Below are 16,990 nucleotides of genomic sequence, written 5' to 3'. Positions count from 1 at the left end.
TTAATAATAATCCTTTGTCAAACTAAAACTGCAATTTTTAGGCGATTTTTTTACTAATTTGCCTGTGTTTCCTCAGGTTCTGATGCTTCTATTTTATCCTGCTCTGCTAAGAAATTATTATCATCCTCTAGAGCTTTATTGTTCCATCTATTTTTAATATTACCAGTACCTGCTGGAACTAATCTTCCAACAATTACGTTCTCTTTTAGACCGTTTAATGGATCAACTTTTCCTTTAATTGCGGCATCTGTTAGTACCCTTGTAGTTTCTTGGAACGAAGCTGCTGATATAAACGATTCAGTTTGAAGCGAAGCTTTAGTGATACCCATTAGAACTCTCTCGCCAACAGCTGGTGTTTTACCTTCTGCAACTAATTTTTCATTGGAATTATCAAACTTAATTCTATCAACTACTTCACCAGGTAAATAACTTGAGTCACCTGAAACTTTAACCTCTACCTTTTTAAGCATTTGTCTTAAAATAGTTTCGATATGCTTATCGTTTATTATTACACCTTGTAATCTATAAACTTCTTGAACTTGGTTAACAAAATATTCTGTTAATTCTTTTATTCCTAAAATTCTTAAAATATCATGTGGCAATGGTTGACCATCTAGAAGATACTCTCCTCTTTGAATTTTTTCACCAGGGTTGAAATTGATATGCTTACCTTTGGGAATTAAATAATTTGAAGGTTCAGATCCGTCTTCAGGAACAATAGATACTCTTTGTTTACCTCTTACTTCTTTACCAAAAACAACACTACCATCATTTTCTGCAATTATTGCACTATCCTTAGCTTTTCTAGCTTCAAATAATTCAGCAACTCTTGGAAGACCTCCAGTAATATCTTTTGTTTTTGTAGTTTCCTTGGGCAATCTTGCAATTACGTCACCTGCATAAACTTTTTGACCATCTTTTATTGATAAAATCGAGTCTGGTACTAAATAATATCTAGCTTCATTATCATCAGCTTTTTTAATTACATTTCCTTTTTCATCTCTAAGTGTGATTCTAGGTTTTAAATCAGTACTTTTTGATTGACCTCTCCAATCAATTACTGATTTTGAAGAAATTCCTGTTGCATCATCAGTAGTTTCTTGAATTGAAACACCATCAATTAAATCTACATAACTAGCTGTACCACTTTTCTCTGCTATAACTGGTGTTGTGTAAGGATCCCATTCACATATTTTAGTATTTGCTTTGACTTTGTCACCGTTGTTGAAAAATAATCTTGAACCATAAGCAACTTTATAAACCGCTATCTGAACTCCTTTGTCATCCTCTATAGAAAGTTGAGTGTTTCTTCCCATAACAATCAAATTCTTTTTAGAATCCTCTAAAATATTTGAGTTGATTATTTTTAAAGTTCCTTCACTTTTAGTAACTATTTGAGAATCTTGTTTTACTGAAGCTGTTCCTCCAACGTGGAACGTTCTCATTGTTAGCTGTGTTCCTGGTTCTCCAATTGATTGAGCAGATATCATTCCAATAGCTTCACCAACATGAACCATCTTACCTCTTGATAAATCTCGTCCATAGCAAGTAGCACAAACACCTTCTTTTGAACTACATGTCATTACAGAATAAACTTTAATTGATTTAACTCCTGCGGCATCAATTTTATCGCAGCCTGCCTCATCAATCATTTCAGATTTTTTAATAATTACTTCACCCGATAAAGGGTTCTTAACATCAGCAGCTGTTACTCTTCCTAATGCTCTTTCAGATAAACTAACAACAACATTACCACCTTCTAAAATTTCAGAAAGTTCAATAAATCCAGGATCATTGCAATTAACTTTTGTTATTGTTAAATCTTGTGCAACATCACATAGTCTTCTTGTTAAATATCCAGAACTAGCTGTTTTAAGAGCTGTATCCGCTAATCCTTTTCTAGCTCCGTGGGTTGAATTAAAGTACTCTAAAGCAGTTAATCCTTCTTTAAAGTTTGAAATAATTGGACTTTCAATAATTTCCCCTGACGGTTTAGCAATCAAACCTCTCATACCAGCTAGTTGTTTCATTTGAGCAGCAGATCCTCTGGCTCCACTGTCGGCCATCATAAATACAGAATTAATCTTTAATCCTTCATCAGTTTTTTCTGTAGCTGAAATTCCTTTCATCATTTCTCCGGCAACTTTATCTGTGCACTTAGACCAAGCATCAACAACTTTGTTGTATTTTTCACCTCTTGTAATTAAACCTTCGGCATATTGAGTTTCATAATCTGCAATTAATTTCTTAGTATCATCAATTAATTGAGTTTTATTTGCAGGGATTACAAGATCGTCTTTTCCAAACGAAATTCCTGCTTTAAAAGCGTGTTTAAATCCTAAATCTTTAAGTTTGTCACAGAAAATTACAGTTGTTTTTTGACCACAAAATCTAAATACAATATCAATTATTTCTGAAACTACTTTTTTAGGCAACAATCTATCTACTAAAGAGAACTTAATGTTACTATTTTTAGGTAATAAGTTTGCTAATAAAAATCTTCCAGCTGTAGAAGTGTATTTTTCTATTTTCTTATTTCCTTGCTCATCTACAGTCTCGTATCTTGAAATGATTGTGCTATGTACATTTATTTGACCAGACGATAATGCAAATTCAATTTGATCCGAATTTGTAAAGTATCCAGCAGGTTTGTCAGATATAGGCTCTTGTGAAAGATAGTAAATTCCTAAAATCATATCCTGACTTGGAACGATAATAGGTTTTCCATTTGATGGAGAAAGAATATTATTTGTAGATAACATTAAAATTCTTGCCTCTAATTGTGCTTCTAAACTTAACGGCACGTGCACTGCCATTTGGTCACCATCAAAGTCAGCATTAAATGCTGCACAAGTTAAAGGGTGTAATTCAATTGCATCTCCTTCAATTAATTTTGGCTCAAAAGCTTGAACTCCAAGCCTATGAAGTGTTGGCGCTCTATTTAAAAGCACCGGATGCTCTCTAACTATTAATTCTAAAGCGTCCCAAACTGCATTAGTTTCTTTTTCAACTAATTTTTTAGCTTGTTTAATTGTTGAAGCTAAACCTAATTTATTTAATCTTGCGTATAAAAATGGTTTAAATAACTCAAGAGCCATTTTTTTGGGTAAACCACACTCATGGAGTTTTAGATCTGGACCGACAACGATCACTGATCTTCCAGAATAATCAACTCTTTTACCTAATAAATTTTGTCTAAATCTTCCTTGCTTACCTTTTAACATTTCAGCAAGAGATTTAAGTGGTCGCTTACCTGTGCCTGTAATTACTCTACCTCTTCTTCCATTATCAAAAAGAGCATCAACAGACTCTTGCAGCATCCTTTTTTCATTTCTAACAATGATATCTGGAGCTTTAAGATCCATTAATCTTTTTAATCTGTTATTTCTATTAATTACTCTTCTATATAAATCGTTAAGATCTGAAGTAGCAAATCTTCCACCGTCTAGAGGAACCAAAGGTCTTAATTCTGGTGGTATAACTGGCACAACAGTCATAATCATCCACTCGGGTTTTTGACCAGTCTCAATAAATGACTCAATTAATTTTAATCTTTTAATTGCTCTTTCTTCATTAACTTTTGATTTGGTTTCTTTAATAAAGCTAACAAGATTTTTTCTTTCTAATTCTAAATCTAAATTTTTCAGCATCTCTAGAACGGCTTCTGCTCCAATTCCTGCTGTAAAACTCTCTTCACCAAATTCGTCTTGATATTTTGCTAATTCTTCCTCATTTAAGAGTTGATTTTTTTGCAAGCCAGTTAATCCTGGTTCAATTACTATAAAGTTTTCAAAATAGAGAACTCTCTCTATTTCTTTTAGCTTCATATCCACTGCTAAAGCAATTCTGCTTGGAAGAGACTTCAAGAACCAAATATGTGCTACCGGTGTAGCAAGATTAATGTGGCCCATTCTTTCTCTTCTTACATTGGACTTTGTAACCTCAACACCACACTTCTCACATATAATCCCTCTAAATTTCATTCGTTTATACTTTCCGCATAAACACTCATAATCTTTTATTGGTCCAAAAATTCTCGCACAGAACAACCCATCTTTTTCAGGTCTGAATGTTCTATAATTAATTGTTTCAGGCTTTTTAATTTCACCAAATGTCCAGGATTTGATTTTCTCTGGGCTAGCAAGTGAAATTTTAATGCTATTAAAATTTTGAGCCTCTGAAATTTCGCTTCCTTTAAATAGATCTGTTAATTCTTTTTTCATTAATTAAGCTCCACATTTAATGCTAATGATTTAATTTCTTTAACTAATACGTTAAATGATTCCGGTATTCCTGACTCAAAGTTTTCCTCACCTTTAACTATAGTTTCATAAACTTTAACTCTTCCTGCAACATCATCAGATTTAACAGTTAAAATTTCCTGTAATGTGTATGATGCACCATATGCCTCAAGTGCCCATACTTCCATTTCACCAAATCTTTGACCACCTAATTGTGCTTTACCACCAAGAGGTTGTTGTGTGACCAAACTGTAAGGTCCTGTAGATCTTGCATGAATTTTATCTTCAACTAAGTGGTGGAGTTTTAGCATGTAGATTATTCCAACAGTAACTGGTCTATCAAACTTCTCACCAGTTCTTCCATCCCATAAATATGTTTGTCCAGATCCTGGTAAATTTGCTAATTCAAGCATCTCAGTAACATTTTTTTCTTTAGCACCATCAAAAACAGGGGTTGAGATTGCGATACCATTTTGTAAATTTTCACAAAGATCTTTAAATTCACTCTTGCTTAACTTGTCAACTTTATCATTAAAAATTTCTTCTCCATAAACAGATTTTAAGAATTTTTCGATTTTTTCTGTTCTTTCAATTTTTTTGTTGTTTGCGTTAACTAATTTTTTAACTTGTTCACCAAATTCTTTACATGCCCAACCCAAATGTGTCTCTAGAATTTGACCAACGTTCATCCTACTTGGAACACCCAAAGGATTTAATACAATATCAACTGGTCTACCATCTTCCCTATATGGCATATCTTCAACAGGTACAATTTTACTTACAACTCCTTTGTTTCCATGTCTTCCTGACATTTTATCACCAGGTCTTAATCTTCTTTTGATAGCAACGAATACTTTTACCATTTTCATAACGCTAGGTAATAAATCATCACCACTTCTAATTTTTAAAACTTTATCTTCAAATCTCTCCGTTATATCTTGTTTTGCTTTATTATATTGATCTTTCAATTGGGCTAATGTTGATTCGTCATTTACATTTCCTACTGTGATTTTGAAGACATCATTAATTGATAATGTATTAATTTTATCAAAATCTAACTTAGTGCCTTCTGATAAATCTTTCACTTTTTTAGTTAAAGATGATCCTGACAAGAATTGTGAAGCTCTTTGTTTAATACTTCTTTCTAATATTTCTTCCTCAACAATTTTATCTTGTTGAACTTGCTCAATTTCAGCTCTTTCAATAGTTATTGATCTTTCGTCCTTCTCAATTCCGTGTCTATTGAATACTCTTACATCAACTACTGTTCCACTTGATCCTCTAGACATTCTTAAAGATGTATCAGTTACATCAATAGCTTTTTCTCCAAAAATTGATCTTAATAATTTTTCTTCTGGTCCAGACGCTGAGTCACCTTTTGGAGTAACTTTACCAACCAAAATATCACCAGCATTAACCTCTGCACCAATATAAACTATTCCCGATTCATCAAGGTTTTTTAGAGCCTCTTCATTTACATTTGGTATATCTCTAGTTATTTCTTCTTCACCAAGTTTTGTATCTCTTGCCATTATTTCGTATTCAACAATGTGAACAGATGTGAATACGTCATCTGTAACACATCTTTCTGAAATTAAGATTGAGTCTTCAAAGTTGTAACCTTGCCACGGCATGAATGCTACAGTAACGTTCTTACCTAAAGCAAGTTCACCTAATTTTGTTGAAGGGCCATCTGCAATAATATCTCCAGATTTAACTTTATCACCAACTCTAACTAGTGGTCTTTGATTTATGCAGGTATTTTGGTTTGATCTTTTAAATTTTTGAAGGTTATAGATATCTACACCAGACTTACTAAAGTCTGTTTCCTCAGTTACTTTTATAACAATTCTTTTACCATCTATTTTATCAACAACTCCATCACGCTTAGCAACAATAGTAACCCCAGAATCTAAAGCAACATCACTTTCAATTCCTGTACCGACAAGTGGAGACTCTGGTTTTAATAATGGAACTGCTTGTCTCATCATGTTTGATCCCATTAAAGCTCTGTTTGCATCATCATTTTCTAAGAATGGAATTAAAGATGCTGCAACTGAAACTAATTGTTTTGGTGATACGTCAATGTAATCAATAGAGTCAGGCTTTGCTAAAAGAAAGTTAAGGTTTTGTCTGCATGAAACTAGTTCTTCAGTAATTTTTCCATTTTTATCAAGTTTTGTATTTGCTTGAGCAATAGTGAATTTTGTTTCTTCCATTGCTGACAAGTATTCGACTTTATCTTGAACAATACCGTCTTTTACTTTTTTGTAAGGACTTTCAATAAAGCCATACTTATTAATTTTTGCATAAGTAGATAAACTATTAATCAAACCGATATTTGGACCCTCTGGTGTCTCAATTGGACAAATTCTTCCATAGTGGGTTGGATGGACGTCCCTAACTTCAAAACCTGCTCTTTCTCTTGTTAAACCACCTGGACCTAACGCTGAAACTCTTCTTTTATGAGTAATTTCAGATAAAGGGTTTGTTTGATCCATAAACTGAGATAGTTGTGAACTTGCAAAAAAATCTTTCAATGAAACTGTTAATGGTTTTGCATTAATTAGATCTTGTGGCATTGCTGACTCAACATCCAAAGTTGTCATTTTTTCTTTAATAGCTCTTTCCATTCTATAAACACCAATTCTAGCTTGGTTCTCAACTAGCTCTCCAACAGAACGAACTCTTCTATTTCCTAGGTGATCGATGTCATCGACATCATCTTTACCATCACGTAAATCCAACATTTTATGAATAATTGCAATGATGTCGTCATTTCTTAATATGGTAATTTTATCAGAACACTCTTGGTTTAATCTTGAGTTCATTTTAACTCTTCCAACATCAGACAAATCATATCTGTCTGAACTAAAGAAAAGATTATTAAATATTTGAGTTGCTATCTCTATTGTTGGTGGCTCACCAGGTCTTAGCATTTTATAAATTTCCGTAATAGCTTCGTCTTTATTATTATTTTTATCAGCTAAAATAGTTGTAAGTAGATAAGGCCCTTTGTTTATAGAGTTTGTAACAGAAATTTGAAGTGTGTGTATATTTGCATCTAAAATTTGTTGAATAATTGTATCATTTAATTCAGTCCCAATTTTAAATACACCGTCCTCTTCTTCGTTGACTTTGACATCTCTGTGTAAAAATTTACCAAACAAAGACTCTCTAGAAACTAGTATGTCTTTTAAACCATCATTAGCTAATTTTTTTGCACTTAAAAAATTAATCTTGTCACCTAATTTAATTACTACTTCACCAGTTTTCGCATCAATTACTTCTTCTGAAAAATTTTTTGCTTTGTAGTTTTCAGGATTAAATTTAGTTTTCCACTTTTCTGTTTTTGGATCAAAATTATATTGTTCGCTTTCATAGAACTCATCAACAATTTCAGATTTTGTAAAACCTAAAGCTAATAATAAAGTAGATGAAAAAATTTTCTTTTTTCTGTCAATTTTAAAATATAAAAAATCCTTAACATCATATTCGAAATCTAACCATGAACCTCTATTAGGTATTACTCTGCAATTAAATAAAAGTTTACCGCTTGCATGGGTTTTTCCTTTATCATGATCAAAAAATACGCCTGGACTTCTGTGCATTTGGTTTACTACAACTCTTTGAACGCCGTTGGTTATAAAAGTTCCACTATTAGTCATCATAGGAACTTCGCCCATATAAACTTCTTGCTCTTTAGCTGATAAAATATCTTTTGTATTGTTGTCTTGATCTATTTCATAAACTACTAATCTTAAAGTACACTTAAGAGCTGATGAATAAGTAAGACCTCTTGCTATACATTCTTCAACATCAAATTTTGGTTTCTCTAATCTGTATGAAACATATTCTAAAGTTGCTTTGTCATTTAAATCTTCAATTGGAAAAATACTTTTAAAAACTCTATCAAAACCTTTTGTAAGTTCTGCTGATTCAACACTAAATTCTGTTAATTCTTTGTATGAATTTTTTTGTACTTCAATTAAATTAGGTATAGATAAACTTTCTTTTAGTTTACCAAAACTTTTTCTAATGTTTTTCTTTTCAGTAAAAGATAATTGCATCTATGTTTATAAATACTGATTAAAAATAATCAGTATTCGAAATCTTTCTATTTAATTTATTTAAGTTCTACTTTAGCGCCAGCAGCTTCTAACTTAGCTTTGATCTCTTCAGCGTCTTTTTTGTTTACACCAGACTTAACTTCTTTTGGTGCTCCCTCTACAAGATCTTTAGCTTCTTTTAAACCTAATGAAGTAGCTGCTCTTACTTCTTTAATAACATTAATTTTTTTATCGCCTGCAGAAACTAACATGATTGTAAAATCATCTTTATCTTCTGCTGGAGCCGCACCACCTGCTGCTGCTGGAGCTGCTGCTGCCATTGGAGTTACACCCCATTTTTCTTCTAATTGTTTTGAAAGTTCAGCTGCCTCTGCAACAGTCAAACTTGATAAGTCTTCAATAATTTTGTTTAGGTCAGGCATATGTATTACTCTTTGGGTTGTGTTTCAGAATTTTCTGCGGACAAATTACTCATTTTTTCTGAATGTGCAAGCAAAATACTGATTAATTTAGATGCAGAAGCGTTCAAAATACCCACAATATTGGCTCTTGCTTCATCTAACGTAGGTAAACTAGCTACATTTTGGACACCGGCCTGATCTAAGACCTCTTTATCCATAATTCCACCAATTAATTTTAAGTTTTCGTTATCTTTTGCAAATTTTGAAAGAATTCTTGCAGACATTATAGCATCCTCCCCAAATGCTACTGCCGTAGGACCAGTAAATAAATTTGATAAATCTTTACACTTAGTTTTTTCTAAAGCTAATTTCGTAATTCTATTTTTTGTTATCTTAAATATGATTCCATGTTCTCTCATTTTGGCTCTTAATTCATCCAATTGAGTCATTGTTAAACCTTGATAGTGGGTAACCATAACAGCTTTACTGTTTTCAAACTTACTAGTCATTTCTTCAATATAATTTTTCTTTTGTTCTTTGTTCATCATAACTATATTGATTTCCCTAATTTAACTTTATATGAAACACCCATTGTTGATGTAGCAAATACACTTCTAATTAAATCACCTTTTAAAGTGTTATTTGATTTTTCTTTTTCTAAAGCATCTAAAATTGCATTGTAGTTTTTAAGTAATTGATCATCGGTAAAAGATTTTTTACCAATACTCACTCCAATATTTCCGTCTTTATCATTTCTAACTTCTACTTGACCAGATTTAGCGTTAGTTACTGCTTCTTTAATATTTTCAGAAACTGAACCAAGTTTAGGGTTAGGCATTAAACCTTTTGGTCCTAAAACTTTTCCTAATTTAGAAAGTTTAATCATCATTCCTGGCGTACAAATTAATTTTTCAAAATTTAATTCTCCACCTTTAATTCTTTCAACAAATTCATCACCACCTACGATATCTGCACCTGCATCTTTTGCATCTTGCGATTTATTATCTTCACAAACTACAGCAACTTTAACTTTCTTACCTGTGCCGCCAGGTAAATTAACAACTGTTCTAATATTAACTTCACTTTTCTTTTGCTTGTGATTTATTTGAAAACTTAAATCTAATGACTCGTCAAATTTAGTTGTGCAATTTTTCTTAAGCTCAGGTAACAATTTTTCTATAGACTCTGCGTTCAAGTCTTTTGTCTTTTCAGGTAATTTTTTGTATCTTTTTGATGCCATTATTCTTTTACCTCAATACCCATTGATCTAGCTGATCCTGCAATAATTTTTATAGCTTCTTCAATATCATGTGCATTTAGATCATTCATTTTTTCTTTTGCTATACTCTCTAATTGTTTTTTAGAAATTGAAGCAACAATATTTCTTCCAGGTTCTTTTGATCCACCTTTAAGTTTGACTGCCTCTTTAATATAAAAAGATGCTGGAGGTGATTTAATTTTAAAATCAAATTTTTTGTCTTTATAAACAGTGATTTCTACCGGCACAGGTTTGCCTGCCATTGATTTAGTTTTATCGTTAAACGCTTTACAAAATTCCATAATATTTACACCTCGTTGACCTAATGCAGGACCAACTGGTGGGGCTGGATTAGCCTGACCGCCTTTAATTTGTAATTTTATAAATCCACTAATTTCTTTTGCCATTAACTTACCTTCTCAACCTGATTATATTCTAAATCTACTGGTGTAGGACGACCAAATATAGAAACTGACACCTTTAGTCTAGCTTTTTCTTCATCAATTTCTTCGATCATGCCAGTAAATGACGCAAATGGACCATCTACAACCTGAACTTTTTCACCTACACTGTAATCTACACCAGATTTTGGCTGAGCAACACCATCTTTAATCTGACCTAAAATCTTCTCTACCTCTTTATCTGAAACTGGAACAGGAATACCTTTTGTGCCCAAAAAACCACTGACCCTTTTTATATTCTTGATCATATGATAAATATTATTATCCATTTCACTCTTTATTAATACATATCCAGGAAAGTATTTCTTTTTTCTTTGAATTCTTTTACCTCTCTTAACTTCTGTAACATCATGGGTAGGAACAATAATCTCTTCAAATTTATCAGAAATTTTAGCTTTATCTGCCTCCTCTTTAATCAAAGAGGCAACTTTATTCTCAAAACTAGAATGAGACTGAACAATGTACCAATTTTTCATTAAATACTCACTTTAAGTAAAAGTTCTAAAAAAAATTTCAAAACCTGATCTAAAAGAAGAAAAAATAAAGACATAACAACTGCCATAACAAAAACCATTAAGGCACCTTGCAATGTCTCTTTCCAGGTAGGCCAAGTAACTTTAAAAGCCTCTTGTTTAACTTCTTGTATAAATTTAATCGGGTTTCTCATAATTTATAAGCTCAAATTGGCAGGAGCGGAGGGACTCGAACCCTCAGCCTCCGGTTTTGGAGACCGGCGCTCTACCAATTGAGCTACACTCCTATTTATAGAGTTACTCTATAATTTTAGTTACTACTCCTGCTCCAACAGTTCTTCCACCTTCTCTAATTGCAAAGTTTAATTTCTCTGCCATAGCAATTGGGGTAATTAGTTTAACAGTGAATTTAGCATCATCACCTGGCATAACCATTTCTGTTCCAGCTGGTAATTCTACTTCACCCGTAACGTCTGTTGTTCTAAAATAAAACTGTGGTCTGTACTTAGTAAAGAATGGAGTATGTCTTCCACCTTCATCTTTCTTAAGTACATACGCTTGAGCTTCAAACTTAGTATGTGGAGTAATTGAGCCAGGCTTACAAAGAACCTGACCTCTTTCAATGTCAGTTCTTTCAATACCTCTCAATAAAATTCCAACGTTATCTCCAGCTTCACCGGTATCTAAAAGTTTTCTAAACATTTCTACTCCAGTACAAACTGATTTTTTAGTTTCTTTAATTCCAACTATTTCAACCTCTTCTCCAGTTTTAATTACACCTGACTCTACTCTACCAGTAGCAACAGTTCCTCTTCCAGAAATTGAAAACACATCTTCAATCGGCATCAAGAATGGTTTATCAACTTCTCTAGCTGGTTGTGGAATATGTTCATCAACAGCTTTCATTAATTCTAAAATTGAATTTTTTCCAATTTCATCATCTCTTCCTTCAACTGCTGCTAAAGCTGAACCTTTAACGATTGGTGTTTTGTCACCAGGATATTTATATGATGTTAAAAGTTCTCTAATTTCTTCTTCTACAAGATCGATCATTTCTTTGTCATCTACTTGGTCTACTTTGTTTAAGTAAACAACAATTGCTGGAATACCAACTTGTCTTCCTAAAAGAATATGTTCTCTTGTTTGTGGCATAGGACCATCAGCTGCATTAACAACTAAAATTGCTCCATCCATTTGTGCAGCACCAGTTATCATATTTTTAACATAGTCAGCGTGACCAGGACAATCTACGTGAGCATAGTGTCTTTTTTCAGTTTCATACTCAACGTGTGCTGTTGAAATTGTTATACCTCTCTCTTTTTCTTCAGGTGCTTTATCAATCTGATCATAAGCAACTGCAGTTCCACCGCCAGCTTGTGCTAATACATTTGTAATTGCGGCAGTAAGAGTTGTTTTACCATGGTCGACATGACCAATAGTCCCAATGTTACAGTGGGGTTTATTTCTTACAAATTTTTCTTTTGACATTACTTTTTTACCTCAGTTTTTTTTTGTTTCCTTTAATTTTAATTTCTTGGAGCGGGTAAAGGGAATCGAACCCTTACATCCAGCTTGGAAGGCTAGCGTTCTACCATTGAACTACACCCGCACAACCCCAAGAGTAACACTCCATGTTATCTAAAATTTATTAAATGGTGGAGGGGGAAAGATTCGAACTTTCGAAGACCGAAGTCAACGGGTTTACAGCCCGCCCCATTTGACCGCTCTGGAACCCCTCCTTTGGGGAAGTGTCCCCTTGTTCAATAAAGCTTCAAATAACATGCGTTTTATATATTTTATTTGTGCAAATGCAACACGTCATTTATTAAGAAAATATCAAAAAAAACGTGTAAAACACTTATTTATTTATGAATAAATCGTCATTTTTTATTGTTGGTCAACATGCGGTTATTGAAGCTCTTAGAAATCCTAAAAGAAAAGTTTTACGTGTCTTTTTAACTGAAGAGTCTAAAAAAAATATTCATAGAAAAAACCCAAATAAAAACATTTTAGAAGATGTTAAAGTTTATTTTAAATCTAAAAAAGAATTAGACAAATATACTTCTAAAGAACTATTAATGCATAACGGTTATGTTGCAGAGATTGAGCATTTAGATCAACCAGATCTTAAACAATTTATTAAAGACAAAAACAATTTAACATTTGTCTGTCTCGATGAAGTTACTGATCCAAGAAATATTGGTTCATTAATTAGAAGTGCTGCATCATTTGATATAGATGGATTGATAATTAAAGAAAGACATTTTCCTAGAGATAGTAAACTAATGTATAAATCAGCGAGTGGTTGTATGGAGCATGTGAATATATTTCAAGTATCTAATATTAATTCCACATTAAAAAACCTAAGAGAAAAAAATTTCTGGGTTTACGGTTTTGATGCGAAAGGTCAAAAAGATTTCACTGACATAAAATGGGAAGGAAATAATATTCTTCTATTTGGATCAGAAGGATTTGGCATGAGACAGCATACTGGTAAATATGCAGATTTTTTTGTTAAAATTAATATTAATGAAGAGATTGAAAGTTTAAATATCTCAAATAGTGCTGCAATTGTGTTTCACCACCTTAGTTATATAAAAAAAAAGAGTTGATTATTTAACAAATAGTTAATAATTATTGCGCATGCCCTTGTAGCTCAGCTGGTAGAGCAATTGATTTGTAATCAATAGGTCCGCGGTTCGAATCCGTGCGGGGGCACCACAAAATCTCATTTTTTTTAATTTTATTTAAAAGTAAATTTATTTTTTTCTAAATCTTTTATATTTAAAAATTTACAATTTAGATCCTCATTATTTTTTTTTATATCTTCAAAAAAATTCCAAGCTAAAACTAAAACTATACTATCTTTATTAGTTAAGTTTTTTTTTGATTTAATAGGAATTTTCATACCTGGTACAAACTTGTTATGTTTTAATTTATTATCCTCAATGATATATTCAATTTCTTTATTAATACCAAAGAAATTAAGAGCTGTTGTGGCTTTTGCTGGAGCACCATAACCGATAATACTCTTATTATTTTTTGTAAGACTCTTCAAATTCTTAGTGACATTTTCTCTGATTTTATAAATTTTTTCCCCAAAAGTTTGGTACGTTTTAAAATTTTTAATTCCAAATTTTACTTCTTCTTCAAGTAATTTTTTTACACTATTTTCAATCTTTATATTTTTACCTTTTTTAATATAAATTCTAATAGAACCTCCATGAGTATCAATTTTTTCTGCTTTAAATATCTTTACATCAAATTGTTTAAAGAAATTAACTAAAGATGTTAAAGACCAATAATTGTAGTGTTCATGATAGATATTATCAAAAGTTAAATCTTTAAGAGTATCCATTAAATACTGAACCTCAATTATAATTGTACCTTTTTTGCTTAAAAGCTGGATCATGCATTCAGCCATTTCTTTTAAATTATCCGAATGTGCAAAAACATTTGATGCTAAAATTAAATCAGCATTTTTTTTAATATTCTTTATATTTTTTTTACTTAAAAACCCATTAAAGGTTTTTATTTTATTTTTGTTAGCAAGTTTTGCTAAGTTCTTAGCTGGCTCAATACCTAGAATTTTTTTAAAACCTAAATCTTTAAATGGTTTTAAAGCTACACCATCATTACTTCCAATATCAATTATATAGGATTTTTTTAGTTTTAATTTAAATTCTTTTACATAATTTTTAGCAGCAATAATAAAATGTTCTCTAAAGCTGGCAGAAGTAGATGAAGTATATAAATAATTAGAAAACATTTTTTTTGGATCTACTGCAACAGATAATTGGCAATTATGACAATTTTCACAGTAATTTACTTCTAATGGATATAACTCACATTTATCCTCTTTTTTATTTAATAAATTATTCGCCAATGGTTGATAACCTAATGAAACAACTCTTTTTAATTTAACATTTCCACAAGATCTACATTCAAATTTATAGCAACTCATAAGAAGGTCTCTCTCTGCCTCATCAACAAACCAATGTCTTATAGTATGAGATATTCCATAATTTTCATGATCTCTTTCTCCTCTTACTAAATTTAAAAAAGTAGTGTCTTTAGTAAAAATCATAGTGTGCGCTACGTTTGGTTTTATTATTGATAACTGACCTTCATTAACAACTTGTGTAATTTTTGGTGAGTTAGGATTAAGTATGTCTTGAAAAATTTCAATAATTTGTCCCTTAGTAAATAAACATTTTTGTTCCTGTTGTGGATGATAATGGTTTGCTCTAATTGTTCCTTTTTTTGAGTCAATTAAACCAATTAAATTAATTGGCTCAGTTAATTCATGGTTGCTAATCTTTCCACGTTCATCAATAAACTCATTACCCCCATCTCTTACATGTTCTAGATCTTTTATTAAGTCTTGTTTAGACCACTTAAGAATCATTTCTTTAATACTCTCATCAAGTGCATATAAAAACTTAAAACCAGTGTTTAAAATTTTTTTATTAGATAGTGAAAATCCCATATTTGGGATTTCATCGTTTGTTTCTCTTAAGATAACTTTTGGATTATATTTTTTACATATTTCAGCAACTTCTTTAACTGTCACCGTATCTTTAGTTAAATTAAAAGTATCATAGGATAAATCTTCTCTTTCTTCCATAAACTTAAAGCATCTGGCCACATCAATTAATGGAACTAAACTTTTAACCTGTCGTCCTCCAGCAAAAAGTCTTAGGGTTCCATTTTGTGAAGCCATTTTAGAAAAAAAATTAGCCATTATATCTATTCTAGCTGTATCAGTTGAGTATCCGTAAACTGATCCTAATCTTAAAATAATATAATTTTTTCCAGAAGTTTTTAACTGCTTTTCATTAAAATCTTTTGACTTACCATAAGATAAAACTGGTGAGGTTTTTTCATCTTCTTTAATATCTTTTTTTACCTTTTCCATTCCTTCAAAAACAACATGAGAAGAAGGCATAATAATTTTACATTTATCACTTATTACATCTAAAATATTTTGTGTTCCCTGTTCTGCAACTATTTTTATTTTATCTTCGCGATCCTTGTTGCTTTCACTTTGAACTCTTGGAACATCAGTTATACCAGCTAGATGATGAACAATATCAGCGTCATGACAATGAGTGTATATTAATTCTTTATCAAGAATATCTCCTTGAACAAAATTCATATTCCAATTTCTAATCTGACTCACTCTTTCAGATACGAATCTATTATCGATTACAGTTATTTGATCATTCCAGCTATAACCAGAATATATTTTACATAACTCAGTACCTATATAACCAAGTCCACCCGTTATAATGATTTTTTTTTTCATAAAACTCTATATATAGATATAAATAAATTCTTATAATGAATAATTTAAATAATTTCACTATAATTATACCGTGTATTGCGCTCAAGGATGTAAAAAAATCAATTATAAAAATCAGAAAAGTATATAAAAAGATAAAAATTATAGTCTGTCTTAATCAAAAAGTAAAAAATAAAAAAGATAAAAATCTTAAATTCATTTTTACTTCTCAAAAAGGTATTGGTGCAAAAAGAAATATAGCAGTAAAATTGGCAAAGACAAAATATTTGGCATTTATAGATTCTGATGCTTATCCCTCTAAAGGATGGATTGAAAATAGTTTTGAATATTTAAAAAATAAACAAATCGGAATTATTGCAGGGCCACATGTTGATCCTAAAATTCAAAATTTTGAGGGAAATATTGTGGGTCAAGTAAAAAAAAGTTTGTTAATTACAATGAATCCGTCATTACAAAAAAAAAATATCCTTAAACCAAAATTTGTTAGTTTTATGCCAAGTTGCAATTGGATAATGAGTAAAAGTAATTTTATCAAATTTGGATACATGGACTCAAATATGCTTCGAAATGAAGATTGGGATTTTGTTTATAAAAGAATGAGTAAAACAAAAAATAAACTTTTATATAATCCAAAGTCAATGATTTATCACGAAAATGTCAATATTTTTCATTTTATAAAAAAAAGATTTTTGTATGGATATTTTATGTGGCCTATTTTAAGACAAATTAATTTAAAAAATTTTTATTTTTATTTACCTTTTCTATTTGTCTTATTCTTAAT

General features: G+C 31.2%; 12 protein-coding genes and 4 tRNA genes. 3 read left to right on the top strand and 13 right to left on the bottom strand.

The features are described from left to right. Positions 1-53 precede the first annotated feature (53 nt). From rpoC to ACTT9R_RS03710, 12 genes are all read right to left on the bottom strand, one after another. Positions 54-4,223 (bottom strand): DNA-directed RNA polymerase subunit beta', encoded by a 4,170-nt coding sequence (gene rpoC / locus ACTT9R_RS03765; protein WP_440926712.1) that lies wholly within the window; start codon positions 4,221-4,223, stop codon positions 54-56. After that, the gene (rpoB, locus tag ACTT9R_RS03760) at positions 4,223-8,311 is read right to left on the bottom strand and encodes a DNA-directed RNA polymerase subunit beta (protein WP_440926711.1); all 4,089 of its coding nucleotides are present in this window, start codon (positions 8,309-8,311) and stop codon (positions 4,223-4,225) included. Before rpoB ends, rpoC begins: the two co-directional genes overlap by 1 nt. Positions 8,312-8,367: 56 nt before the next feature. Then, positions 8,368-8,733 (bottom strand): 50S ribosomal protein L7/L12, encoded by a 366-nt coding sequence (rplL, locus tag ACTT9R_RS03755; RefSeq protein WP_145597943.1) that lies wholly within the window; start codon positions 8,731-8,733, stop codon positions 8,368-8,370. Between the two features lie 5 nt (positions 8,734-8,738). Beyond that, a complete protein-coding gene (rplJ, locus tag ACTT9R_RS03750; protein WP_440926791.1) occupies positions 8,739-9,257 on the bottom strand; it encodes a 50S ribosomal protein L10 in 519 nt (172 codons plus the stop codon). A gap of 5 nt (positions 9,258-9,262) precedes the next feature. Further along, positions 9,263-9,952 carry a 50S ribosomal protein L1 gene (gene rplA, locus ACTT9R_RS03745; RefSeq protein WP_440926710.1) on the bottom strand — a complete coding sequence of 230 codons (690 nt, stop codon included), beginning with the start codon at positions 9,950-9,952 and terminating at the stop codon, positions 9,263-9,265. Continuing rightward, positions 9,952-10,377 carry a 50S ribosomal protein L11 gene (gene rplK / locus ACTT9R_RS03740; protein WP_023853690.1) on the bottom strand — a complete coding sequence of 142 codons (426 nt, stop codon included), beginning with the start codon at positions 10,375-10,377 and terminating at the stop codon, positions 9,952-9,954. The genes rplA and rplK overlap by 1 nt, the downstream gene beginning before the upstream one ends. Next, positions 10,377-10,907 carry a transcription termination/antitermination protein NusG gene (gene nusG, locus ACTT9R_RS03735; protein ID WP_145597949.1) on the bottom strand — a complete coding sequence of 177 codons (531 nt, stop codon included), beginning with the start codon at positions 10,905-10,907 and terminating at the stop codon, positions 10,377-10,379. The genes rplK and nusG overlap by 1 nt, the downstream gene beginning before the upstream one ends. Then, positions 10,907-11,098, bottom strand: a complete 192-nt coding sequence (secE, locus tag ACTT9R_RS03730; protein WP_072090353.1) for a preprotein translocase subunit SecE — start codon at positions 11,096-11,098, stop codon at positions 10,907-10,909. The genes nusG and secE overlap by 1 nt, the downstream gene beginning before the upstream one ends. A gap of 17 nt (positions 11,099-11,115) precedes the next feature. Further along, positions 11,116-11,191 (bottom strand) — tRNA-Trp (locus tag ACTT9R_RS03725). A 10-nt stretch (positions 11,192-11,201) separates the two neighbouring features. Next, a complete protein-coding gene (gene tuf, locus ACTT9R_RS03720) occupies positions 11,202-12,392 on the bottom strand; it encodes an elongation factor Tu (protein ID WP_440926709.1) in 1,191 nt (396 codons plus the stop codon). 47 nt (positions 12,393-12,439) lie between these two features. Next, positions 12,440-12,513: transfer RNA gene (locus tag ACTT9R_RS03715), tRNA-Gly, on the bottom strand. A gap of 44 nt (positions 12,514-12,557) precedes the next feature. After that, positions 12,558-12,643, bottom strand: a tRNA-Tyr gene (locus ACTT9R_RS03710). A gap of 129 nt (positions 12,644-12,772) precedes the next feature. Between ACTT9R_RS03710 and rlmB the strand changes: the two genes are divergently transcribed. After that, a complete protein-coding gene (gene rlmB, locus ACTT9R_RS03705) occupies positions 12,773-13,516 on the top strand; it encodes a 23S rRNA (guanosine(2251)-2'-O)-methyltransferase RlmB (RefSeq protein WP_440926708.1) in 744 nt (247 codons plus the stop codon). Between the two features lie 33 nt (positions 13,517-13,549). Continuing rightward, positions 13,550-13,625 (top strand) — tRNA-Thr (locus tag ACTT9R_RS03700). Positions 13,626-13,647: 22 nt separating this feature from the next. Here ACTT9R_RS03700 and ACTT9R_RS03695 read toward each other — a convergent pair. Continuing rightward, positions 13,648-16,212 carry an NAD-dependent epimerase/dehydratase family protein gene (locus ACTT9R_RS03695; protein WP_440926707.1) on the bottom strand — a complete coding sequence of 855 codons (2,565 nt, stop codon included), beginning with the start codon at positions 16,210-16,212 and terminating at the stop codon, positions 13,648-13,650. A gap of 35 nt (positions 16,213-16,247) precedes the next feature. On the opposite strand from ACTT9R_RS03695, the gene ACTT9R_RS03690 reads away from it, so the two are divergent. Continuing rightward, a partial coding sequence (locus tag ACTT9R_RS03690) for a glycosyltransferase (RefSeq protein WP_440926706.1) occupies positions 16,248-16,990 on the top strand: 743 nt, incomplete at its 3' end.

This window comes from Candidatus Pelagibacter sp., from assembly GCF_052049835.1.
GTDB lineage: Bacteria > Pseudomonadota > Alphaproteobacteria > Pelagibacterales > Pelagibacteraceae > Pelagibacter.
This window is presented reverse-complemented; position numbering and strand designations above follow the sequence as displayed.